The following is a 20,771-nucleotide window of genomic DNA, read 5'->3' as shown; positions in this document are numbered from 1 at the left end:
CGCGCCGCCTGTCGGCGCTCGCCCCGCCGGCGTCCCCCGCACCCGTACGGCCCCCGGCGGGGCGAGCGCCGACAGGCGGCGCGACATCCACGCGCTGACCCGGCAACACCAACGCGGCGCGCTCACCGACGCCGAGTTCGCCGCGGAGCTGGCCAGGATCCACGAGCGGGACTGATGCGACGCCGGGCTGGCGTACGGCCGTCCGGAGCGCGACCGTGATCGCGCGTCCCCAGGTGGACATCGCACCGGGCCGCGTCGCACCACCGAGGTCGACGCCCCTGGTCGATTAGGATGAGGGGCATGAGCGCTGAGGCCGTCGGCATGCACATGCCCGCCGTCGTGACGCTCGACGACGTGGCGGCGATGAACGCCGCCGACCCGAACGGCCACCGTTATGAGACGAGCCCCGAGGGGGTCCTGTCGGTCATGCCGCCGCCCGACTCGGAACACGCCATGATCGCCAGTCGGCTCTTCGCTTGGTTGATCATGGCGGGGTGGCCCGCCGACCAGGTGCTCCAGGCGGCCGGTGTACGGATCTCCGGCCCGGACGGCGACGGTGGCCGGATCCCCGATCTCACTGTCTGGCGCAAGCCGCCCGCCCGCAGCGTCTGGGCTGCGGTGGCGGACGTCGTACTCGTGGTGGAGATCGTGTCACCGGGCTCCGAGGCGATGGATTCGGTGACCAAGGTCCGCGAGTACGCCTCGGCCGGAATCCCGCAGTACTGGGTGGTGGACCGGGACACCGCGCAAACGGTCACCCTGCACCGCTTGGGCGCGGGTGGCGGCTACGAGGAACGGGCGCGGATGCCGCTGGCCTGGCTGCTCCAGACGGCCCCCGGCGAGCATCTGGACTGAGCGCCCGGCCACCTGATCCACCGACGCGTCGGCGGGTCACCGAGCGACGGAAACCGTCGTATCGTTCCGGCATGGCGCACCCGGTGTGGGCGGACGGCGACGCGTACGAGGCGTACGTGGGTCGGTGGAGCCGCCTGGTCGCGGCCGACTTCCTGCGCGGGTTGGACGTGCCACCCGGCCGGCACTGGCTGGACGTGGGCTGCGGCACGGGTGCGCTGACCTCGACGATTCTCGCGAACGGGGCTCCTGGCCGGGTGACCGCAGTGGACCGGTCGGAGGGGTTCCTCGCTGGTGCGCGTACCCGTGTCGTTGATGCCCGGGCGACCTTCCACGCCGGGGACGCCCGCGCGCTGCCGTTGCCGGACCGGGCCGTGGACGTGGTGGTCAGCGGATTGGCGCTCAACTTCGTCCCCGAGCCGGCGCGGGCGGTGGCCGAGTTCGCCCGGGTGGTCCGGCCGGCGGGTGTGGTGGCCGCGTACGTGTGGGACTACGCCGACGGCATGGCGATGATGCGTCACTTCTGGGCGGCCGCCGCGGAGCTCGACCCGGTCGCGGCGGAGCTGGACGAGGGGCGCCGCTTCACGGTGTGTCAGCCCGATGCCCTCCGGGTGCTGTGGGTGGACGCCGGGCTGGGGGAGGTGTCGGTCCGGCCGGTCGAGGTACCCACGGTCTTCGCCGACCTGGCCGACTACTGGACGCCGTTCCTCGGCGGGCAGGGCGCCGCTCCGACGTACGTGACGACGCTGGCCGAACCGGGCCGGGCCGCGCTGCGGGAGCTGTTGGCCGCCCGGTTGCCGGTCGAACCGGACGGCTCGATCCGGCTCACCGCGCGGGCCTGGGCCGTCCGGGGCGTCGCGTCCGAGTAGCACCGCCGTACCGGCCAAGCCGGGGTCCGTTCAGTGTCGGCCGATTGCTGAGCTAGATTCAGGTGCCTCTTCGAGGTGCCTGACCTGCGGCTTCATCGCTTGCCGGCGATGGAACGGCGGCCGGCGGGGGCGGTGACGACGGGGGTACGTGGTGCGGGGCCGGGCGACGGAGCGTGACCGGATCGACCGGATGCTGGCGGACGCCCGGGACGGCGCGAGCAGCGTTCTGCTGATCCACGGCGACGCCGGCATCGGCAAGACGGCACTGCTGGACTACGCCGCCGCCCAGGCGTCCGCCATGCGGGTGCTGCGCATCGACGGCCTGGAATCGGAGACCGAGCTGGCCTTCGCCGGCCTGCACCAGTTGCTCCTGCCGGTCCTGGACCTCGTCGACCAGCTACCCGGCCCGCAGGCGCGGGCCCTGCGCGCGGTCTTCGGGCTCACCGACGACACCGTGCGCGACCGGTTCGTCATCGGTCTGGCGGTGCTCAGCATGCTGTCCGAGGCCGCCGGCGAGGGAACGCTGCTCTGCCTGGTCGACGACGCGCAGTGGCTCGACCGCGCATCGGTGGACGCCCTTGCGTTCGCCGCCCGCCGCTTGCAGGTCGAGGGTGTCGTGCTGATCTTCGCGGCCCGGGACGCCGCGGGCGTGGCCGGGATCGGCGGGCTGCCCGCGCTGCACCTCGCGGGACTCGACCCGGAGGCCGCCGCGGCGCTGGTCGCGGACCTGTCGCCGTACGTGCGCCAGCGGATCATGGACGAGGCGCAGGGCAACCCGCTCGCGCTGCGTGAACTCTCCGCCGCGTTGACCCCGACGCAGCGTGCCGGTCAGCTCAGCCCGTTGACGCTGTCCGCACCGTCGAACCGGGTGCAGGACGCCTTCCTGGAGCAGATCCGCCGGCTCCCCGAGGCCACCCGGACGCTGCTGCTGACGGCCGCCGCGGACGACACCGGAACACTCGACCTGATCCTGCGGGCCGCGCAGGCGACGGTCGCTGACCTGGCGCCGGCCGAGCGCGCCGACCTCATCGTGCTGACCGGCGACGCGCTGCGCTTCCGGCATCCGCTGATCCGGTACGCGGCGTACCAGGGCAGCCCGTACGCCGATCGCGTCGCCGCCCACCGCGCGCTGGCGGCGATGCTCGTCGCACCCGAGCACGCGCATCGGCGCGCCTGGCAATTGGCCGCCGCGGCGACCGGGCCGGACGAGCGTATCGCCGACGAGTTGGAACGGGTCGCGATCTGGGCGGGCGGACGGCAGGCGCTCGCGTCGGCGTCCGCGGCGTACGAGCGGGCGGCCCAGCTCACGGCCGAACCGGAAGGCCGGGCCCGCCGGTTCGTCGCCGCCGCACAGGCCGCGGCCGACGCGGGCCAGGACGAGCGGGGCGGCCGGCTCGCGGCGATGGTCGAGGTGGCGCCGCAGGACCCGGGCCTGGCCGCGGACCTCGCGCGGGTCCGGGCGGTGGTGGAGCTGGGGTACGGCAGTCCAGACGTCGCCGGCCGGATGCTGCTCGACTGCGCCGACCAGATCGGTGCCCGGCGGCCAGACAAACTCCCCGCGCTGCTGGTGGACGCCCTGCACGCCGCCTTCTCCTCGGGAAACGCGGAGCTGATCGAGGCGGTCGCGGGCCGGGCACCGACCGAGCCGGTGCTGGCCGTGCCGGCCCGCCTGCTCACCGACGACGTGCCCGGCGCCCTGCGCGCGCTCCGACCGCTCGTGGCGGCGCGCGGTCGAACCGATGCCGGGTTCATGGACCGGCTGATGACCGGGATCTACTGCCACCTCAGCGCCGATGACGAGGCCGCGTACGAGATCGCGGCCGAGGCGGTCGAGCACTGCCGGGACAACGGCATGGGTGGGTGGCTGCCCACCGCACTGCACCTGCTCGCCCGGGTGGAGCTGACCCTCGGGCGGCTCGACGACGCGTCCGCACACGCCGCCGAGGGGCTCCGGCTGGCAGAGGGGTACGACCTGAGCCACCGGGCCGCGCACCTACGCGCCGTCCTGGCCGTCCTGGCCGCCGTGCGGGGCGAGGAGGAGCAGACCGAGCGGCTGGCGCGGGACGCCATGGTGTACACGCAGCCGCGTGGCGTCGGCCGGGCAACGGCGGACGCACTGTGGGCGCTGGGCCTGCTCGACCTCGGCCTCGGCCGCGCCGACGTGGCGCTGCAACGGTTCGAGGCGGCCCGGGTGGCCTCGGGTCACCGCTTGTTCGGCGCGTTCCTGCTGCCCGATCTCGTCGAAGCGGCCGTACGTGCCGGCCGACCCGAGCGGGCCGCCGAACCGGCGCGCCTGCTCCACGAGTGGGCGGAAGCGACCGGCCGTCCGGCGCTCGCCGCGCTGGCCCACCGCTGTCGTGCCCTGACCACGCCGGACGCCGAGGCGGAGCAGCACTTCACCTCGGCCGTGCGGCTGCACCGCGACGGCATCGCCATCGACCGGGCCCGCACCGGGCTGCTCTACGGAGAGTGGCTGCGCCGCGCGCGCCGGAAACTCGAAGCGCGCGGCCACCTGCGGGACGCCCTCGACACCTTCGCGACTCTCGGCGCCGAGCCCTGGGCCCGGCGAGCCGGTGCGGAGCTGCGGGCCAGCGGTGAGGTGGCGGAGCCGTCCCTGGGTGGTCCGCTCAGCCGGCTGAGCCCCCAGGAACGCGAGGTGGTCCGGTTGGCCGCGGCGGGCGCGACCAACCGGGAGATCGCCACACAACTGTTCCTGAGCCCCCGCACGGTGGGGCACCACCTCTACCGGGCGTTCCCCAAGCTCGGTGTCACCTCCCGCACCGACCTCGCCTCGGTGCTCTCGTCATGACTCCGGCGCGGAGTAGAGCAGCCGGATCTGCGCGGTCCGGTAACCGGCGCGCGCGAACGCCGCGGCCATCGGCACGTTCGTCGTGTCGGTGGTGGCCGTGATCAGCTCGGCGCCCTGCTCGGCGTGGAACCGGGTGATCTCGGCGAGCACGTCGTCGATGTACCGCCGCCCGCGCAGCTCGGGCACGACGCCCAGGTAGCCGACGTTGCGGTTGTACGGCGTCGCGGACGGAATCGCCAGCCCGACGAGCGTCCCATCGGCCGTGCGGGCCAGTCGCCACCACGCCCGCTCGCCCGGGCAGTCCAGGTAGAAGTCCATCTCCTCCCGGGCGGTGACCTCCGGGCTCTTGATCGCCAGGTTCCGGCGGGTCTCCCTGTCCAGGCTGCCCACCGCGATCCGACGGAACACGTCGAGGAACTCCTCGTCGGAGCCCTCGGAGAAGACGAGCCGGCCGCTGGTGGCCGGCACCCCAACCTCGGGCGTCCACTCCAGCCGTAGCCGCTCCACCTCGTCGGTCAGCCCGACCGCGAGCGCCGCGTCCCGTCGCCAGGCCACCGCCGCCGCAACGGACTCGTCGTCCCGCCAGCCGTTCGGCAGGGTCAGGTTGTACAGCGGCGGCTTCGGCGCGCCGTCCCGCGCGAACGCCGCGAGGCCCGCGGCGAGCAGGCCGGCCGCGACACCCGTACGGTCGGCGACCGACGGCTCGACGTGCAGGCAGTCCAGGGCGATCGGGTGCGCGCTGGAGGCCTGCCCCCACCACAGCGCGCGGCCGACCACCCGCTGCTCGTCCTCGGCGATCCAGGTCCACTCCGGCCGGTACATGCCCTGGCCCAGCTCGTCAAGGTAGCGGTCGGCGTCGATCGCGCTGACCGGATCGTCGACGGGAAAGCCGGTGACGCGGTCGAGATCGGCCTCGGTGGTGGCGCGGAACAGCATCGGTCCTCTTTCAGTGCTTGGCATAGGTGGAGATGGTGGTGCCGGTGTTGAAGACCCTCGTGTCGCGCAGCGCGAAGCTCGCCACGGCGAAGGGCGCCCGGAACAGGGGAATGCCGGAGCCGAGGACGACGGGGTACCGCTTGATGACCAGTTCGTCGATCTCGCCGATGAGTTGGCCGGCGAGCGTCGCCCCGCCGCACAGCCAGATGCCCATCCCGTCCTGGCTCTTGAGCGCGCGGACGAACTCCGCCGGCTCGTCGGCGACGATCTCCACCGACGGGTCGCGCTGGTCGAGCGTCCGGGAGAACACGAACTGCCGCAGGTGGGCGTACGGGCTGGTGACGCCGACGGCCAGGGCCGGTTCGTAGGTCGCGCGGCCCATGAGGACCGTGTCGAAGGTGGTGTTCGCCGCCGTGGCGATCCCGAGCGGCTCCCGCGCGTGGGTGGGCAGCGTCTCGGGGTAGTCGGCCAGGATGGCGGCGGCCAGGTCCCCCTCGAACGCGAAGGAGTCGGACTCGCCGTCCGGGCCGGCGATGAACCCGTCCAGGCTGGTGGCGATGTAGTACGTCAGTTTGCGCACGTCACATGCTTTCCAAAGGTGATGTTGACCGCCGAAACGCTAGTCGGCCCGCCCGGCGGTCGGCATCGGTAGCAGCGACGTAACGTGACCGGCGGTCGCGCGCTCCGGAGGGCTGTCGCAAACCGGACAAGACGGTAAAGCCCCTGGTAGAGCACTGTTGGGGCAGGTGGCGAGGCGGACGGATGGCGGGCCACATCCCATTCCTCCGGCCCGGTCGGGACAGCATCGTCCACACCGCGCCGCCCGCACCGCTCCGGGCGCCCGCAGCGGTGCCATCGCCCATCGGGACAAGGTCGTCTACCTCCGGCAGCCTGGCGACGCCGTCCACCGGCCGCGCCGCCCTATCCGTGCCCGCCGGCCTTTCGCACCGTGGATCACGCCCGGTCCGGCATCGCTCATCCGCGTGCCGGTCCGGCAGCCGAAGCAGAGAGAGGGCCCCGACATGGCCGCTCCCACCGCGATCGCAGCCCTGAGCGCATCCGTCTACTCACCGGGCGACCAGATGCTGCTGACCGTCACCTACTCCGACACCGACACCAAGCCGCTGACCGTCACCATCGTGGTGACCGACGCGCAGGGGAACAGCAGCGCTCCCGTCAAGGTCACCGCGGTCATCGACCCGCTCACCCTGACCGTCACCGACGACTCGGGACGTACCTGGACCCGGGTCTCCGACAACGGTTCGGTCGCCGTGTACCGGGCGGTGGCGTGATGCCCCGGGTCACCGTCCAGGTCCGTGACGCCGCCGGACACACCGCGACCGCCACCGCCAACTACGCGCTGAGCCCGCCGGTGCTCGGTGGCTACTACCTGTCCGGCGGGGCCGACCCGACCGCCGACATGGCCGGCGGCAACTTCCGCTCGCTCACCCAGTACCGCAGCTTCGCCGACGGCTACACCTTCCCCGGCTACAACCGGCCCTGGCTGATCAACCTGGGCAAGGCCGGGGTGCAGATGAACATGGTCCTGGAACTGAAGCACTACGGCGCCCCGAACGCCGGGCCGCAGAGTTTCACCGTGGACGGCACCAGCTACACCGTGCCGGGGCCGTCGATGACCATCCAGCAGCGCCCCGGCACCACCTGGCCGAAGGCGTACGGGTACGGCCAGGTGCTCAGGGGCCAGTGTGACGGGTTGTTCCACCGCGCACTGGCGCAGTACCGCACGCTCGGTTTCGGGGTGAACATCCAGCTCGCCTCGGAGTTGGACACGGATCACGAGTTCGGCACGACGGAGGACAGCAAGGCGTACACCTGGGCCGAGTCGGACGCGCGGGCGGTGCAGGCGATGAACTACATCCTCACCTGGTTCAAGGCGCGGACGCTGCCCGCCGGCACCACCTTCTCAATCGGGCTCGGTGGCTTCGACCGCGCCTGCTTCCAGCGCACCCATCCGGAGGCACTGATGTCCCGGCTGGACTTCCTCCAGTGGAACGCCTACGCCACCAACGCCAACGACACCGCGCTGTCCCGGTTCCGCCGCACGAAGGACTGGGCGGTGGCGGACCTCGGCCCGGTCGCGTTGTCCCGGCCCGTGATCATCGCGGAGTGGGGAGTGCGGTCGGCTGAGATCCCGAACCAACCGGCCTGGATCGCCACCGTTCCGGCGGCCGTGGCCAAGCTCAACGCCGAGCGTGGGCCGCGGATCGTCCGGACCAACTACTTCAACTCCGGGTGGGGCACCCTGTCGCCGAAGGCGGCCGGGTTGGCCGCGCTGCGGACCGCGTACGCCACCCGGCCGTACGTCTGACCGCGCCGGGGTTCGGTGCCGGCTCGGTGTGGGGCTTCACCGCCGCGGCCGGTCAGCCCTTGCCGAGCCGGTCGGCGTACGTGTCGCGCAGCTCGGACCAGCCGAAGTCGAGGGCCTCGGCCCCCCGGATCGGGCCGACCGGGTCGCCGTCGAGCAGCCGGTCGGCCACGTCGAGGCAGAGGTGCCAGCCGGCCGCGACCATCGGCAGCACGCCCGGGTCGGCGACGGTGTGCCGCAGGGTGAGTCGGGTGCCGCTGCCCAGCGGGCTCAGCTCCCAGCGCAGCAGGTCGTCGCCCCAGGTGTACTCGAGCAGGTGCGGCGGCTCGGCCCGACGGACCGTCGCCGAGGCCGGGATGGCGGTTTCGCCGTCGACCATGGTGAGCACGGCGGCGCCGGGAGAGCCGAGGTCCCGGTCGGCGAGGAAGGGCGCCCACTCGGCGAGCCGTGCCGGGTCGGTCAGCGCCGCCCAGACGGCGGCCGGCGGGTGCCGCAGGTCGCGGACGAAGACCAGCGTGGCGCCGCCGTCTGCGGGCTCGGCGCGCACCTCGCCGGGTGGGCTCGGGCGGAAGGCGTTGCGGTCCATTCACTGCTCCTGACTGTCGAGGTGTCGTTCCAGGGCGTCCAGGTGCCGGTTCCACAGCCGGCGGTACGGGTCCAGCCAACCGTCGACCGCCCGCAGCGGGCCCGGGTCGAGGCGGTAGATGCGTCGTCGAGCGGCGATCCGGCAGGAGACGAAGCCGGCCTCGCGGAGCACCCGCAGGTGCTTCGAGACGGCCGGCTGGCTGACCCCGAGGCTGTCCACCAGCTCGCCGACGCTGCGCTCCGCGTCGCGGAGCTGGTCGAGGATCCGGCGCCGGGTGGGCTCGGCGAGGACGGTGAAGGCGTCGACGGACACAGCTCCAATATGCCGCAGGGTTCATATGACTGTCAAAGCATATGACCAGGCCCCGCGGTACCGGAGCGGCACAGGGTGCGGCTTCCTATGCTCGGAGCATGGAATTGCGGATCTTCACCGAACCCCAGCAGGGCGCCAGCTACGACCAGTTGCTCGCCGTGGCCCGCTGCGCCGAGGACGCCGGCTACGGTGCCTTCTTCCGGTCCGACCACTACCTGATGATGGGCGCGGTGAGCGGTGAGCCGGGCCCCACCGACGCCTGGACCACCCTTGCCGGCCTGGCCCGGGACACCAGCCGGATCCGGCTCGGCACCCTGATGACGGCCGCCACCTTCCGGCTGCCCGGTCCGTTGGCGATCACCGTGGCGCAGGTCGACCAGATGAGCGGCGGCCGGGTGGAGCTGGGCATCGGCACCGGCTGGTACGCCGACGAGCACACCGCGTACGGCATCCCGTTCCCCGCACTGGGCGAACGGTTCGACCGGCTGGAGGAGCAGCTCGAGATCATCACCGGGCTCTGGGCCACGCCGCCCGGGCAGCGGTTCGACCACGCCGGCCGGTACTACCCCATCAGCGACTCGCCCGCCATGCCGAAGCCGGTGCAGCAACCCCGCCCACCGATCCTGCTCGGCGGAATGGGCCCGAAGCGCACCCCCCGGCTGGCCGCCCGCTACGCCGACGAGTTCAACCTGCCGTTCGCCTCGACGGCCGACACGGCGGCGCAGTTCGACCGGGTCCGCGCGGCGTGCGCCGAGATCGGGCGGGACCCGGCCGAGCTGGTCTGGTCCAACGCCCTGGTGCTCTGCTGCGGCCGGGACGACGCCGAGGTGGCCCGCCGGGCCGCCGCCATCGGGCGCGACCCGGACGAGCTGCGGGCCAACGGCGTGGCCGGCACGCCCGCCGAGGTTCTCGACACCATCGGCCGGTACGCGGAGATCGGCAGTCAGCGGATCTACCTTCAGGTGCTGGACCTCAGCGACCTGGAGCACCTGGAACTGGTCGCCAGCGAGGTGATGGCGAAGCTCTGAGCCCGCTCAGGCCCCTCGGCGGGCCCCGCCGCCGGTCCCGACCATGCCCGGATCGCTCAGCACGGTGTCCAGCCGGCCGTCCCGATCGCTGTCCACATAGGTGACGTCCGCGACCCCGTCGCCGTTCAGGTCGACCTGGACGATGTCCGCGACGCCGTCGCCGTCGAGGTCGGTGGCGACCTCCACCGAACCGTCCAGATGGCGGGTCACGATCGACTGCGGCGCGACGCCGGGGACGCGCGGCGGCGGCCCGGGGGTCGGCACCGGCGTCGGTGCGGGCGCGGGCGCCGGTGTCGGGCGGGGCCCGGGCGTGGGCGCCGGATGGCTCGCCGACGAGGCGTCCGGCGGGGCGCTGGCCGGCTCGAACCCGCTGCCGGTCGGGTCCAGCTCCTCCTCGGAGGGGAACACGTCGCCCCGCAGGGCCGGATCACGGTAGCTGCTCATGGGCGTAGGGTTCCCCGACGATGGCGAGAACAACCGTGCCCGATCGTCCGGTGTCCGTGGCCCCCCGTCTGTCGGACGATGCTGGGACCGACGCCACGGTCATGAACGGGGGTCCGAGCGTGGAACTGCGCCGGAGTCGGGGGGCACTGGTGCTCGCCCTGGTCTGCGTACTCGGTGGGGTGGTGTTGCTGGCCCTGCCCCGCGACGACGCCCTGCTACGGACGATCATCGCGGCGGGAGCCGTCGCGCTCGGCGTCGTGGCGCTGTTCAGCGCGTTGCGGCCGTTCCGGTTCGGGATCGGCGCGGACGGGCTGACCATCCGGCGACCGGGCCTGCGCCGGTCGATCCCGTGGGCCGAGGTCGACACGCTGGTCCTGGACGAGCCACCCCGGCGCGACGGCCGCCCGGTGCCGCCGCGGCTGCTGCTGGTGCCCGTGCCGGGCGTGACGGTCGGGCCACGGGTGACCGCCCGCCATCCCGTCGACGGCCGGCCCGCCATCGAGTTGCTCGTCCTCGACCAGGTCCGGGAGCAACCGGAGCAGGTGTCCGCCGCGCTCACCACGTACGCCGGCGGCCGGTTCGTGGACCTGCCCGCGCTGCGCCGCGCCGCCTTCGCGGACCCCGACCTCCCCACCGGCCTGCGCGGCTACCGGATGGACCAGGTCGACCAGTTGATCCGCCGGGGCCAGGACGCCCTGGTGTCCGGCGACGCGCAGACCCGGCAGGCGGCCCGGGCGGAGATCGAACGATCCCGCGCCGCCGGCCTGCTGATCGCCCAGCGCGGCTACAGCCGGCTCCAGGCCGACACGGTGCTGGACGCTCTCGTCGCCGCGTTGGCCGACCACTCATCCACCGATCGGGAGACCGCACCGTGATCGCACCGGAACACGGCGGGGCGCCGACCGCTCCGGCCGACGTACCGCGACGTAACTGGGCCGGCAACGTGCGCTACGCCGCGCGGGCGTTCCACCGGCCCACCGGCATGGACGAGCTGCGCCGGCTGGTCGCGGGCAGCTCCCGGATCCGGGCGGTGGGCACCGGGCACTCCTTCAACCGGTTCGGCGACACGGACGGCGACCTGGTCAGCTTGGCCGGGTTGCCCGCGGCGATCGACGTGGACGCCGAGCGCTCGCGGGTCACCGTCACCGGCGCGCTGCGCTACGGCGACGTCGCCCAGCGGTTGCACGCCCAGGGGTACGCGCTGCCCAACCTCGCCTCGCTGCCGCACATCTCGGTGGCCGGGGCGGTGGCCACCGCCACCCACGGCTCCGGTCAGACCCACGGCAACCTGGCCACCTCGGTCGCCGCCCTGGAGCTGGTCACCGCCGACGGCGACCTGCTGCGCGTCGACCGGGACACCGACGGGGACACGTTCGCCGGGATGGTGGTGGGCCTCGGCGCGCTCGGCCTGGTCACCCGGGTCACCCTGGACGTGGCGCCGACCTTCGAGCTGCGCCAGTACGTACGGCTCGACCTGCCCCGGGAGGCGCTGGACGAGGCGCTCGGCTCGGCGTACAGCGTGAGCGTGTTCACCGACTGGCGCGCGCCGCGACTGCGTGAGGTGTGGCGCAAGCAGCGAACGGACCAGCCGCCGCCCCCGGCGGACTGGCTCGGCACCACCGCCGCCGACGAGCCGCGCCATCCGGTGCTCGGGATGCCGGCAGAGAACTGCACCGTGCAGCTGGGTGTGCCGGGCCCGTGGCACGAGCGGCTGCCGCACTTCAAGCTCGGCTTCACCCCGAGCAGCGGCGACGAGCTCCAGTCCGAGTACCACCTGCCGCGCGCGGCGGCGGCCGATGCCCTCGCCGCCCTGGACGACGTGGCGCACCTGATCGCCCCGGTGCTCCAGGTGTGCGAGCTGCGGACGGTGGCGGCCGACGAGCTGTGGCTCAGCCCGAACCATCAGCGGGACAGCCTCGCCGTGCACTTCACCTGGATCGGCGATCCGGTGGCGGTGGCCCCCGTGCTGGCGGCGGTGGAGGAACGGCTGGCGCCCTTCGCGCCGCGTCCGCACTGGGGCAAGGTCTTCACGACCGATCCGGCCGCGCTCGCCGCCAGCTATCCCCGGTACGCGGACTTCGCCGCCCTGCTGGCCCGCCTGGACCCGACCGGCAAGTTCCGCACCGACGAACTGGACACCTACTTTCCCCGCTGATCAGCGGGGTGCGGCCGGCGTGGGTTGGTTGGTGCGCAGGGTGCCGCGTTGGACGGCGCGGCTGATGTCGCTGGGTGAGACGATGCCGACCAGCCGGCCGTCGGTAACCACGAGGGCCCGCCCGTCGGCGCACTCACTGAGGCGGGGGAGCAGGTCGTTGAGCTCCTCCCCGGGCTGGGCGAGGACCAGCTGGTCGGCCCGGCAGGCAACCTCGGCCAGCGTGGTCGACGCCCGCCGGTCGGCCGGTACGCCCCGCACCCGGTCCAGGGTGACCAGGCCGGTCGGCCGGCCGTCCTCGGTGAGCGGCAGCGCCGAATGCCGATACGCGAACAGGTAGTGGTCGACGAAGTCGGCGACGGTCATCTCCGCCGAGGCGGTCTGCGGCTGCGGGGTCATCACCTCGCCGACCCGGATTCCGCGCAACGCGCTGCCGGTGCGGGCCTGCCGCTCCTCCATGCCGGCGGCCCCGATCAGGAACCAGCCGATCAGCGCCAGCCAGAGCCCGCCGAAGCCCACCCCGGACAGGAACTGCCACAGCCCGAGACCGATGAGCAGCGCGCCGAGCACCCAGCCCGCACGCGCGGCGACCACCGACGCCCGGGTGCGGTCCCCGGTGGCCTTCCAGACGGCCGCGCGCAGCAGCCGCCCACCGTCCAGCGGCGCGGCCGGCAGCACGTTGAAGACCGCCAGCAGCACGTTGATGCCGGCCAGCCAAGCCATCACCCCGAGCAGCAGGCCACCCTGCCCGGCCAGCGCGAGCAGCGCGGCGATGACGCCGAAGAAGGCCCCGAGCAGCAGGCTGACCAGCGGGCCGACGCCGGAGATCCGCAACTCCGCGCCCGGGTCGCGGGGCTCGCCCCTCAGCTCGGCCACCCCGCCGAACAGCCAGAGCGTGATGCCCCCGACCTCCAGCCCGTTGCGTTTGGCGACGATCGCGTGGGACACCTCGTGGGCCAGCAGGCCGACGAAGAAGACCACCGCTGCGGCCAGGCCGGCGAGGGTGTACGCCACCGGGGACCGGTCGGGGTAGGACCGGGGGAACTGATTGGCCGCCAGCCCCCAGGCGATCAGCGCGAAGATGACCAGAACACTCCAGTTGACGCCGACCGGCACACCCGCGATCCGGCCAAGCCGGAAGCTCGCCCTCATCCCTGCCCGTTACCCCCGCTCGGCCCGCCCATGCGCCCGACAGGGCGCCGACACCACGGAAGCTCAGCGGCGCGGGGTCTCGCTGGCGATGGTCGCCTCGCGGGGCAGCGCCGCCGCCCGCAGCGCCCAGTCCAGCGCGTAGTCGGCGATCGGCTCCCAGCCGTCCTGCCCGACCGTGAAGTGTGACCGGCCGGGGAACTCCTGGTACGCCGTGAGCGCCCGGGACTTCTGGTAGAGCGTGGCGTTGGAGCGGACCACCGAGGGCGGCACCACGTGGTCGACCTCGCCGGCCATCAGCAGCAGCGGGGCGCGGTCGTCGCGTCCGGTGTCGACGCGGGCGGGTGAGCGCGGGTCGACGTTGGCGAACGCGCCTTCGAAGTACACCCGCCCCGCGCCGGGGACGGCGTAGCGCTGCCAGGCCCGGTCGGAGTCTTCACGGCTCATCGCGTTGCCGAACGTGTAGGCGAAGTCGTCCGGGGTGAACGGGACGGCCTTGTGCCGGTTCGCGGGGCTGCGCAGGATCGGGAAGCCGGAGCGCAGCTGACTCAGGGGCACCTTGAGCACACCCTTCACCTGCGCGGAGTGCACTCCCACCGCCGCCGCGCCGAGGCCCCGGTCGACCAGGATCTGGGTGATCAGGCCGCCGAACGAGTGCCCCATGATGATCGGCGGTCGGGGCAGCGTCCGGATGAGTCCGTCGTAGTGCTTGACGATCCCGGCGAGGCTCTGCTCGGCGATCGGGGCGGGGTCGTCGCGCAACCGCTCGACCTCCCGGTCCATCCCGGGCCAGGCGGGCGTGAGCACCCGCAGGCCCCGGGCGGCGTACCGCTGCGCCCACCCCTCCCAGCTGCGCGGGGTCATCCAGAGGCCGTGGATCAGCACGACCGTGTCGACCTGGCCCTGCGGCGTGGCACCCATCGCGTTCCCCCTGTCGCGGCGTCCGGCCCGGCGGTTACCCGCTGCCGTGCGCGGAAATCCTCCGCCGTCCGGACCGGCGATAACGGCCGCCGCTGCCCGGGCTCGCCGTTCTGAGCCTGGTAGCGGCCTTCTGGGCGGTGCCGTCTTTCGGGACCGGCTGGGAGCCGGCGGGTCGGCGTGCGGTGGCGGACGTCCTGGTGACCGTGATGACTCAGAGGCATAGTTATGCCTCTGAGTCATCACGCTCGTCGCGGTGCCCGCTCGCGCGGGCGTCACGCCCCGTATCGGCCAGGCCCGCCGTGCTCACCGCGGCCGGGGGCGGCGTCAGCAGCCGCCGGGACGGCCCCTGACAAATGTCACGGCCGGAACGTGACGACCGCTCCGGGTACCGGCCCCCGCGCCGCCGGAGCATGAGTGACATGACCAGTACGCACCCGGCCGTCGAACTCGACGGCCTCACCAAGACCTTCGGCGCCGTCACCGCGGTCGACGGGCTGAGCCTGCGGGTGCAGCCCGGAGAGGTGGTGGCGTTCCTCGGCCCCAACGGCGCGGGCAAGACCACCACCATCGACATGCTGCTCGGGCTGGCCCGCCCGGACGCGGGCACGGTCCGCCTCCTCGGCGGCACCCCGGACGACGCGGTGGCCCGGGGCCGGGTCGCCGCCGTGCTCCAGACCGGCGGGCTGCTCAAGGACCTCACCGTCGGTGAGACCGTCCAGATGACCGGACACTTCTACCGGCACACCCGCCCGACGGCCGAGGTGCTGGAGCGGGCCGGGATCGCCGACATCGCCGACCGGGTGGTCGGGCGCTGCTCCGGTGGCCAGCAGCAGCGGCTGCGCTTCGCGCTGGCCCTGCTGCCCGACCCGGACCTGATGGTGCTCGACGAGCCGACCACCGGCATGGACGTCGAGGGTCGACGGGACTTCTGGCAGGCGCTGCGCCGGGACGCCCGCGCCGGCCGGACCGTCATCTTCGCCACCCACTACCTGGACGAGGCGGACGCGTACGCCGACCGGATCGTGCTGGTCCGGCAGGGGCGGGTCGTCGCCGACGGGACCACCGCGGAGATCAAGAACCTGGCCGCCGGCCGCACCGTCCGGGCCACCCTGCCCGGCGCCGACCAGGCCGCGCTCGCCGCGCTGCCCGGCGTGGACGCCGTCGAGGTACGCGGCGACAGCGTGCTCGTGCGCACCGGCGACTCGGACGCGATCGCCCGACACCTGCTCACGCGGACCACGGCCCGGGACGTGGAGATCACCTCCCGCAACCTCGAGGACGCCTTCCTCGCCCTGACCACCGAGCACACCGGAGCCTGAGATGACCACCCTGCCGGCCACCCCCGCCGCCACCCGTACCGACCGGCCCGACGAACCGGACCGCCGGCTGCCCGCCCTCGGCGGGTTCGCCCCGGCCGTGCTGCGCATCGAGCTGCGCAGGGTGCTGCGCAACCGCCGTACGCTCGCGTTCACGCTGATCATGCCGGGTTTCTTCTTCCTCATCTTCGGCCTGCCGCAGGGCGGGCAGACGCTGGACAACGGCCGTCCGGTGACGGCGTACGTCATGATCAGCCTGGCCGTCTACGCGGCGATGGTGGCGACCACCAGCGCCGGCGGGGCGGTGGCCACCGAGCGGGCGCTGGGTTGGAGCCGGCAGCTGCGGCTCACCCCGCTGCGTCCGACCGCGTACGTGGCCACCAAGCTGATCACCGCGATGGCCCTCGGCCTGCTCGCGGTCGTCGTCGAGTTCCTGGTGGGCGCGGCAGCCGGCGTCCGCGTCCCGGCGTACGTCTGGCTGCTGGCCGGACTCGCCGCGTGGCTCGGCTCGCTGGTCTTCGCCGCGTTCGGCCTCTTCATCGGTTATCTGGTGCCGGCCGAGAACGTCATGCAGTTCATCGGCCCGATCCTGGCCGTGCTGGCCATGTTCGGCGGGCTCTTCGTCCCGCTCGAGGTGCTGCCGGACGTGCTCCAGCAGGTCGCGAAGTTCACCCCGGTGTACGGCGTGGGCGAACTGTCCCGCGCCCCGCTGACCGGTGCGGGCGTGAGCATGGCCGCGGTGGCCAACATCGCCTTCTGGGCCCTGGTCTTCGGTGTCGGCGCGGCCCGGCTCTTCCGCCGGGACACCGCTCGGGTCTGACCGCCCCGACCGTTAGCGTGGACCCGATGGATCTTTCGACGGGGCAGGCCCGGCCGGCGAACCGCCACTGGCGGTTCACCGGCTGGCTGCTGGCCGCGGTATGGCTCTTCTTCCTCAACGTGCCGCTCGCCACGGCGCTGCACCAGCCACAGCCGTGGCGGCGGGTCGTCGGCGTGGCCGCGCTGATCGTCTTCGGCCTCGGGTACGTGCTGCTGTTCCAGTGGGCCCGCCGACTGCGCCAGTCGCTGCTGCCGATCCCGGTGCCCCGGGCATGGACCGGGTTGCTGCTGCTGCTCGCGGTTGGAGTGGCCAGCATCCCGGGCACCGGCGGGGACTGGCTGGCCACCCTGGTCTACGTGGCCGCCGCGGCGGTGTTCCTGCTGCCGTTCCGGGAGGCGTTGGCCACCGTGGTGCTCTGCGCGGTGACCCCGGTCCTGGCGTCCCGGCTGGTGCCGGGGTGGGAGGCGGAGAGCACCATCGTCTTTGCGGTGCTGCTCGCCTCGTTCGCCATGTTCGGGGTGTCCCGGCTGGCTCAACGCAACAGTGAGCTCCAGGCCGCCCAGCAGGAGATCCACCGGCTCGCGGTCGCCGAGGAGCGGGCCCGAGCCGCCCGCGACCTGCACGACATCCTCGGGCACTCGCTGACCGTGGTGGCGATCAAGGCCGAGTTGGCGGGCCGGCTGATCGAGGTGGACCGGGACCGGGCCGCCGCCGAGATCGCCGACGTGGAGGGATTGGCCCGGGCGGCGCTGGCGGACGTGCGGCAGACGGTCGGGGCGTACCGCGAGGTGACCCTCGCCGGGGAACTGGCCGGCGCCCGCTCCGCGCTCGCCGCGGCGGGAATCGCGGCGGACCTGCCGGCCGACGTGCCGGCGCTGCCGGCCGAGCGGGACCGGTTGTTCGGGTGGGCGGTGCGGGAAGGGGTGACCAACGTGGTCCGACACAGCGGGGCACGGTGCTGCACGATCCGGGTGCACCCGGACCGGGTCGAGGTGAGCGACGACGGCCGGGGTCCGTCCACCCCCGACGGCAGTGGGCACGGGCTCGTCGGCCTGCGGGAACGGGCGCGGCGGCTGGACGCCGCGGTCTCCGTGGGTCGTCGGGCGGACGGAAGCGGCTTCCTGCTGCGGGTGCACGCGCCGGTGGACGCCCGGTGAGCGGCTCCGCCGGCGGTCCGTCCGGGCCGATCCGACTGCTGCTCGCCGATGACCAGGCGCTGGTCCGTGGCGCGCTGGCGGCGCTGCTGTCGCTGGAGCCGGATCTGACCGTGGTGGCCGAGGTCGGCCGGGGCGACGAGGTGGTGCCCGAGGCCCGCCGGACCGCTCCCGACGTGGCCCTGCTGGACGTGGAGATGCCCGGCCTGGACGGGATCGCCGCCGCCGCCGCGCTGCGGGCCGCGCTGCCGACCTGCCGGGTGCTGGTGGTGACCACCTTCGGTCGACCCGGTTACCTGCGCCGGGCGATGGAGGCCGGTGCGAACGGCTTCGTGGTCAAGGACACGCCGGCACGGCAGCTCGCCGAGGCGGTCCGCCGGGTGCACGCCGGCCTGCGGGTGGTGGATCCGACACTGGCCGCGGAGACCCTGGCCACCGGGGCCAGCCCGTTGACCGAGCGGGAGACCGAGGTGCTCCGGGCGGCCCGGGGCGGTGGCGCGGTCGCCGACCTGGCGGGGGTGTTGCACCTGTCCGAGGGGACGGTGCGCAACCACCTCTCGGCGGCGATCGGCAAGACCGGCGCCCGCAACCGGGCCGAGGCGGTCCGCATCGCCGAGCAGAACGGCTGGCTGCTCGGCGGATGACGGACGCCGCTCAGGCCGTCGGCGGCGGGGTGGGCAGTTGGTCGACCACCACCAGGCTGCTGCCGGGGCGGACCTCGGCGAGCAGTTCGCGCTGGCCGCTGCGGGTGATCCGGATGCAGCCGTTCGTGGTGTTCTCGCCCAGCTCGTCGTCGTTGTACCAGGTGTGCACGCCGATGTGCGCGCCGCGCAGACTGGCCGGCACCGCTGAGGGGTCGTCGGGCACCGAGCCGAGGGCGTAGATGTCCACCCCGCCGTAGACGTCCTGCGGCGGCGGGGTGCGGCCCAGGATGAAGGTCCGCCCGAGTGGGGTCTCCTGCCCCGACTGGCCCAGGCTGGTCTGCCAGGAGCGCACCGCCTTGCCGGCCCGGTACCAGGTGAGCCGGTGCACCTTGCGCTCCACCACGATCTGGTCGCGCAGCGCCACGGTGTCGAACCCGCCGGACGGCAGCCAGGCGAGCCGCCGGTTGGCCGACGGGAGCAGGACGGCCGTCCAGCCGGCCCGCCGCTCGGCGATCGGCACGGTCAGCTCGACACCGGCGAGCGTCGGTTCGAGGAAGGCCAGAGGACGCCCGCCGGGTGCGTCGTACGCGGCGATCCGCCGGGTCGGGTGCACGCCCTCGGTCAGGGGTGTGGTGTCCATGGTGGCCGGGTCGGCGGGGAACCCCTTGGGAGCGGGGTCGTAGTCGACGACCGGTAGCCCGTCCGGGGCGGGAGCGGCCGGTGGCACCGACTCCTCGGGGCTCTGCTCGATGCTGCTCGGCGTCGGATCGGCCGCCGCCGCAACAGGTCGGTCGGTGGTCGCCGAGCGTGGGGTGAGGGCCTGGCCGACCAGCAGCGCGGCGATCAGCAGCGCGGCGACGGCGACGGCGGCGGCCACCCAGCCGCCCCGGCGACGGGACGGGGTCATTCGGTCAAACGGCACCAAAGCACTCTACGACGGGATGCGGTTCGGGGCCCCCGGTTCGGCGATTCCGGCCCGGGGGCCCCGGCGGCTCAGACGCGAGCGCCGATGTGGATGGCCACGGCGTCGTGCGCGGGCACGTTGGCGGCGAACCATCCGTTACCGTCCACCGTGATCACCGGGCCGCTGCACGTGCCGCCCGCGTACGTGCCGTGGATGACGTCGCAGTACCGGCCGGCGGGCAGCCCCGTGTAGTACGAGCGCCCGTTCACCGCGGAGTCCTCGTCGTTGACCGTGATGAAGCCCTTGCCGCTGCGGCTGAACGCGATGTGGTTGTTGCCGTTGTCGTACCAGTTGGCCACGCCGGCGCCCTCGGTGGCGTTGCGGAAGCCGACCATGTTGGCGATCACCGGCCAGCGGTGCTCGCACTCCCAGCCCGAGTAGCAGGTGGTGTTCAACGTCCTGTTCGCGCCGTCCGAGGGCGGGCCGGCGTCCCGGTTGCTGAAGGTGTAGCTGGACATGACGGTCGGCGAGCCGTACGGCCAGGCCAGCATGAAGGCGTTCGCGAGGGCGTAGATCCCGCGGTCCCGGTACGTGAGCACCCCGCCGGCGTCGCGCTGGGTGTCGTGGTTGTCCACGAACACCGAGGACGGCCCGCTGGGCAGGTGCCCCCAGCCCTCGCCGAAGTTGCGCAGGTACGCCAGCCGCTCCGAGCGGAACACCCGGGCGAGGTCCTTGCCGTAGCGGAACTCGTGCACGTCACCGTTGCCGGTGTACTCGGTCGGCTGGATCGGCTCACCGGCGCCGTGGATGACCTCCTGCACGATGTACGCGGAGCGGGAGAGCTTGCCTCTGATCGCGGCGATGTCGGCCGCCGGCATGTGCTTGCTGGCGTCCAGCCGGAACCCGTCCACGCCGAGGGAGAGCAGGTCGTTGAGGTACGCGGCGATCTTCGTACGGACGTAGTCCGATTCGGTCTTCAGGTCCGAGAGGTTGACCAGCTCGCAGTTCTGCACCTCGTACCGGTCGTTGTAGTTGGCGATGTCGTCGCCGCCGTTGCGGCCGCAGTGGTGGAAGTCCTGCGTCTGGTAGATGCCCGGGTAGTCGTAGTGCGAGTACGACGAGCCGGCCCACCCGGTGCCGCCGGCGTCCTGCCCGGACATGTGGTTGATGACCGCGTCGACGAGCACCTTGACCCCGGCCGCGTGGCAGGTGTTCACCATCGACTGGAACTGGGCCCGGGTGCCCTTGCGGGACTCGATCCGGTAGCTGACCGGCTGGTACGCCAGCCACCACTGGTTGCCCCGCACGTGTTCCTGCGGGGGCGAGACCTGGACGTAGCCGTAGCCCTTCGGCCCGAGGGTGCTCTGGCACTCGCTGGCCACCGACGGCCAGTTCCACTCGAAGAGCTGGACGATGACCTTCTTGCCGCCGGACGGGGCGGCGACGGCCGAGGGAGCCGTCACGGTGCTGGGGACGAGCAGGCTGGCAATCAGGCCGAGGGCGAGGATCGCTGAGCCGCGTCGACGTCGGTGCATCGGGACTCCTGACG

General features: G+C 73.3%; 21 protein-coding genes. 12 read left to right on the top strand and 9 right to left on the bottom strand.

The window, feature by feature from the left end; genetic code table 11:
- The first annotated feature begins 300 nt into the window (after positions 1 to 300).
- From EAD98_RS08510 to EAD98_RS08500, 3 genes are all read left to right on the top strand, one after another.
- Positions 301 to 855 carry a Uma2 family endonuclease gene (locus EAD98_RS08510; protein WP_121653504.1) on the top strand — a complete coding sequence of 185 codons (555 nt, stop codon included), beginning with the start codon at positions 301 to 303 and terminating at the stop codon, positions 853 to 855.
- A gap of 71 nt (positions 856 to 926) precedes the next feature.
- Entirely contained in the window at positions 927 to 1,721 is a 795-nt protein-coding gene (locus EAD98_RS08505) for a class I SAM-dependent methyltransferase (protein ID WP_121653503.1), read from the top strand.
- A 151-nt stretch (positions 1,722 to 1,872) separates the two neighbouring features.
- Positions 1,873 to 4,530 (top strand): LuxR C-terminal-related transcriptional regulator, encoded by a 2,658-nt coding sequence (locus EAD98_RS08500; protein WP_199723338.1) that lies wholly within the window; start codon positions 1,873 to 1,875, stop codon positions 4,528 to 4,530.
- On the opposite strand, the gene EAD98_RS08495 is transcribed toward EAD98_RS08500, so the two are convergent.
- Positions 4,525 to 5,466, bottom strand: coding sequence for a GNAT family N-acetyltransferase (locus EAD98_RS08495; RefSeq protein WP_121653501.1), 942 nt, complete (start codon positions 5,464 to 5,466; stop codon positions 4,525 to 4,527). The genes EAD98_RS08500 and EAD98_RS08495 overlap by 6 nt on opposite strands.
- A gap of 10 nt (positions 5,467 to 5,476) precedes the next feature.
- Positions 5,477 to 6,046 (bottom strand): dihydrofolate reductase family protein, encoded by a 570-nt coding sequence (locus EAD98_RS08490; protein ID WP_121653500.1) that lies wholly within the window; start codon positions 6,044 to 6,046, stop codon positions 5,477 to 5,479.
- Positions 6,047 to 6,488: 442 nt separating this feature from the next.
- On the opposite strand from EAD98_RS08490, the gene EAD98_RS08485 reads away from it, so the two are divergent.
- A complete protein-coding gene (locus EAD98_RS08485; RefSeq protein ID WP_121653499.1) occupies positions 6,489 to 6,758 on the top strand; it encodes a hypothetical protein in 270 nt (89 codons plus the stop codon).
- Entirely contained in the window at positions 6,758 to 7,795 is a 1,038-nt protein-coding gene (locus tag EAD98_RS08480; protein ID WP_121653498.1) for a hypothetical protein, read from the top strand. The genes EAD98_RS08485 and EAD98_RS08480 overlap by 1 nt, the downstream gene beginning before the upstream one ends.
- Before the next feature lie 52 nt (positions 7,796 to 7,847).
- On the opposite strand, the gene EAD98_RS08475 is transcribed toward EAD98_RS08480, so the two are convergent.
- Positions 7,848 to 8,378 carry an SRPBCC family protein gene (locus EAD98_RS08475; protein ID WP_121653497.1) on the bottom strand — a complete coding sequence of 177 codons (531 nt, stop codon included), beginning with the start codon at positions 8,376 to 8,378 and terminating at the stop codon, positions 7,848 to 7,850.
- On the bottom strand, positions 8,379 to 8,690 hold the full coding sequence (locus tag EAD98_RS08470; protein WP_121653496.1) for a helix-turn-helix transcriptional regulator: 312 nt from the start codon (positions 8,688 to 8,690) through the stop codon (positions 8,379 to 8,381). It lies immediately after the preceding gene.
- A gap of 98 nt (positions 8,691 to 8,788) precedes the next feature.
- On the opposite strand from EAD98_RS08470, the gene EAD98_RS08465 reads away from it, so the two are divergent.
- Entirely contained in the window at positions 8,789 to 9,718 is a 930-nt protein-coding gene (locus EAD98_RS08465) for an LLM class F420-dependent oxidoreductase (RefSeq protein ID WP_121653495.1), read from the top strand.
- A 6-nt stretch (positions 9,719 to 9,724) separates the two neighbouring features.
- On the opposite strand, the gene EAD98_RS08460 is transcribed toward EAD98_RS08465, so the two are convergent.
- Positions 9,725 to 10,162, bottom strand: a complete 438-nt coding sequence (locus EAD98_RS08460; RefSeq protein WP_121653494.1) for a hypothetical protein — start codon at positions 10,160 to 10,162, stop codon at positions 9,725 to 9,727.
- Positions 10,163 to 10,263: 101 nt separating this feature from the next.
- Here EAD98_RS08460 and EAD98_RS08455 point away from each other — a divergent pair, with 101 nt between their 5' ends.
- Together EAD98_RS08455 and EAD98_RS08450 are read left to right on the top strand one after the other, a co-directional pair.
- Positions 10,264 to 11,037: a hypothetical protein gene (locus EAD98_RS08455; protein WP_121653493.1), complete on the top strand. Its 774-nt coding sequence runs from the start codon at positions 10,264 to 10,266 to the stop codon at positions 11,035 to 11,037.
- Complete coding sequence (locus EAD98_RS08450) at positions 11,034 to 12,317, top strand: FAD-binding protein (protein WP_233583760.1); 1,284 nt, start codon at positions 11,034 to 11,036, stop codon at positions 12,315 to 12,317. Before EAD98_RS08455 ends, EAD98_RS08450 begins: the two co-directional genes overlap by 4 nt.
- Here the strand turns inward: EAD98_RS08450 and EAD98_RS08445 are convergent, their stop codons facing one another.
- Both EAD98_RS08445 and EAD98_RS08440 read right to left on the bottom strand, forming a co-directional pair.
- Positions 12,318 to 13,466: a site-2 protease family protein gene (locus EAD98_RS08445; protein ID WP_121653492.1), complete on the bottom strand. Its 1,149-nt coding sequence runs from the start codon at positions 13,464 to 13,466 to the stop codon at positions 12,318 to 12,320.
- Between the two features lie 63 nt (positions 13,467 to 13,529).
- Positions 13,530 to 14,384 (bottom strand): alpha/beta hydrolase, encoded by an 855-nt coding sequence (locus tag EAD98_RS08440; RefSeq protein WP_121653491.1) that lies wholly within the window; start codon positions 14,382 to 14,384, stop codon positions 13,530 to 13,532.
- A gap of 419 nt (positions 14,385 to 14,803) precedes the next feature.
- Here EAD98_RS08440 and EAD98_RS08435 point away from each other — a divergent pair, with 419 nt between their 5' ends.
- Genes EAD98_RS08435 through EAD98_RS08420 form a run of 4 tightly spaced genes read left to right on the top strand, consistent with a single transcriptional unit; the run spans position 14,804 to position 18,318 of the window.
- The gene (locus EAD98_RS08435) at positions 14,804 to 15,703 is read left to right on the top strand and encodes an ABC transporter ATP-binding protein (protein WP_121653506.1); all 900 of its coding nucleotides are present in this window, start codon (positions 14,804 to 14,806) and stop codon (positions 15,701 to 15,703) included.
- Between the two features lies 1 nt (position 15,704).
- Positions 15,705 to 16,520: an ABC transporter permease gene (locus EAD98_RS08430; protein WP_121653490.1), complete on the top strand. Its 816-nt coding sequence runs from the start codon at positions 15,705 to 15,707 to the stop codon at positions 16,518 to 16,520.
- Positions 16,521 to 16,546: 26 nt separating this feature from the next.
- Positions 16,547 to 17,677, top strand: coding sequence for a sensor histidine kinase (locus EAD98_RS08425; RefSeq protein WP_147457357.1), 1,131 nt, complete (start codon positions 16,547 to 16,549; stop codon positions 17,675 to 17,677).
- Positions 17,674 to 18,318: a response regulator transcription factor gene (locus EAD98_RS08420; protein WP_233583759.1), complete on the top strand. Its 645-nt coding sequence runs from the start codon at positions 17,674 to 17,676 to the stop codon at positions 18,316 to 18,318. The genes EAD98_RS08425 and EAD98_RS08420 overlap by 4 nt, the downstream gene beginning before the upstream one ends.
- A gap of 10 nt (positions 18,319 to 18,328) precedes the next feature.
- Here EAD98_RS08420 and EAD98_RS08415 read toward each other — a convergent pair whose 3' ends face one another.
- Both EAD98_RS08415 and EAD98_RS08410 read right to left on the bottom strand, forming a co-directional pair.
- The gene (locus tag EAD98_RS08415) at positions 18,329 to 19,240 is read right to left on the bottom strand and encodes a L,D-transpeptidase (protein ID WP_121653488.1); all 912 of its coding nucleotides are present in this window, start codon (positions 19,238 to 19,240) and stop codon (positions 18,329 to 18,331) included.
- A gap of 71 nt (positions 19,241 to 19,311) precedes the next feature.
- Entirely contained in the window at positions 19,312 to 20,757 is a 1,446-nt protein-coding gene (locus tag EAD98_RS08410; RefSeq protein ID WP_121653487.1) for an alpha-amylase family protein, read from the bottom strand.
- Positions 20,758 to 20,771: the final 14 nt, after the last annotated feature.

Source organism: Micromonospora sp. CV4 (genome assembly GCF_003667455.1).
Classification (GTDB): domain Bacteria; phylum Actinomycetota; class Actinomycetes; order Mycobacteriales; family Micromonosporaceae; genus Micromonospora.
This window is presented reverse-complemented; position numbering and strand designations above follow the sequence as displayed.

Coding starts and splice junctions, on each gene's coding strand:
- EAD98_RS08465 (WP_121653495.1), top strand. CDS start 8,789: ATGGAATTGCGGATCTTCACCGAACCCCAGCAGGGCGCCAGCTACGAC.
- EAD98_RS08480 (WP_121653498.1), top strand. CDS start 6,758: ATGCCCCGGGTCACCGTCCAGGTCCGTGACGCCGCCGGACACACCGCG.
- EAD98_RS08425 (WP_147457357.1), top strand. CDS start 16,547: ATGGATCTTTCGACGGGGCAGGCCCGGCCGGCGAACCGCCACTGGCGG.
- EAD98_RS08455 (WP_121653493.1), top strand. CDS start 10,264: ATGAACGGGGGTCCGAGCGTGGAACTGCGCCGGAGTCGGGGGGCACTG.
- EAD98_RS08495 (WP_121653501.1), bottom strand. CDS start 5,466: ATGCTGTTCCGCGCCACCACCGAGGCCGATCTCGACCGCGTCACCGGC.
- EAD98_RS08475 (WP_121653497.1), bottom strand. CDS start 8,378: ATGGACCGCAACGCCTTCCGCCCGAGCCCACCCGGCGAGGTGCGCGCC.
- EAD98_RS08485 (WP_121653499.1), top strand. CDS start 6,489: ATGGCCGCTCCCACCGCGATCGCAGCCCTGAGCGCATCCGTCTACTCA.
- EAD98_RS08505 (WP_121653503.1), top strand. CDS start 927: ATGGCGCACCCGGTGTGGGCGGACGGCGACGCGTACGAGGCGTACGTG.
- EAD98_RS08435 (WP_121653506.1), top strand. CDS start 14,804: ATGACCAGTACGCACCCGGCCGTCGAACTCGACGGCCTCACCAAGACC.
- EAD98_RS08445 (WP_121653492.1), bottom strand. CDS start 13,466: ATGAGGGCGAGCTTCCGGCTTGGCCGGATCGCGGGTGTGCCGGTCGGC.
- EAD98_RS08440 (WP_121653491.1), bottom strand. CDS start 14,384: ATGGGTGCCACGCCGCAGGGCCAGGTCGACACGGTCGTGCTGATCCAC.
- EAD98_RS08410 (WP_121653487.1), bottom strand. CDS start 20,757: ATGCACCGACGTCGACGCGGCTCAGCGATCCTCGCCCTCGGCCTGATT.
- EAD98_RS08460 (WP_121653494.1), bottom strand. CDS start 10,162: ATGAGCAGCTACCGTGATCCGGCCCTGCGGGGCGACGTGTTCCCCTCC.
- EAD98_RS08510 (WP_121653504.1), top strand. CDS start 301: ATGAGCGCTGAGGCCGTCGGCATGCACATGCCCGCCGTCGTGACGCTC.
- EAD98_RS08430 (WP_121653490.1), top strand. CDS start 15,705: ATGACCACCCTGCCGGCCACCCCCGCCGCCACCCGTACCGACCGGCCC.